The following is a 628-nucleotide window of genomic DNA, read 5'->3' as shown; positions in this document are numbered from 1 at the left end:
TGAAGGGCAGCATGATATGGACCATGCCGATCAGCGTGCCGCCCATGTTGTGCACCAGCTGCAAGGGCTCGCTCCAGAGGCCGAGCTTCATGCCCCATGTGTTGATGAGCCCACTGCGCTGGAGCAGCACGAGCCAGGCATAGGTGCGCACCAGCAGCGAGGTCCAGAACGGCAGGAGCACCGCGATCATGCAGAGATTGGCGGCGCGGCGCGGCAGTTGCGACAGGAAATAGGCCAGGGGATAGCCGAGCAGGATACAGATCAGCGTGGTAACGAAGCTGATCTCGAAAGTGGTACGGAAGGTCCGGCCATAGGAAGGCTCGGCCAGCATGCGCCGATAGTGTTCGAGGCTCAGCGCTCCGTTATCGTCGAGGAAGGATAGGCCGAAGAGCCAGCCGACGGGGACCAGCATGGTGACGGTGACGAGCAGGAGCGCCGGCGCCGCCAGCCCTGCGAGCCCCATGCGCTCGCGCCACTGGTCGCGCCGCAGGCCGGCGGCGTGGTCGTCCCCGGCCGAACCGGCGGGATCGAAGGCGCTGACGGTCGTCACAGCGCGCCTCGCGCCTCGTCGGGCAGCAGCACGGTATCGGAGACCGCGATGCCGATGCGGACGGGCGTTCCGGGCGCA

1 protein-coding gene is annotated in these 628 nt (G+C 66.9%); it reads right to left on the bottom strand.

From position 1 onward, the window contains the following. Positions 1-550: ABC transporter permease (locus ACODTJ_RS29185; protein WP_488851729.1), on the bottom strand; the 550-nt coding region annotated here is incomplete at its 3' end. Positions 551-628: the final 78 nt, after the last annotated feature.

The sequence above is a fragment of the Allobosea sp. FG18 genome (assembly GCF_057809495.1).
Note: the sequence above shows the minus strand (reverse complement) of the source record. Positions and strands in the feature narration are given on the sequence as shown.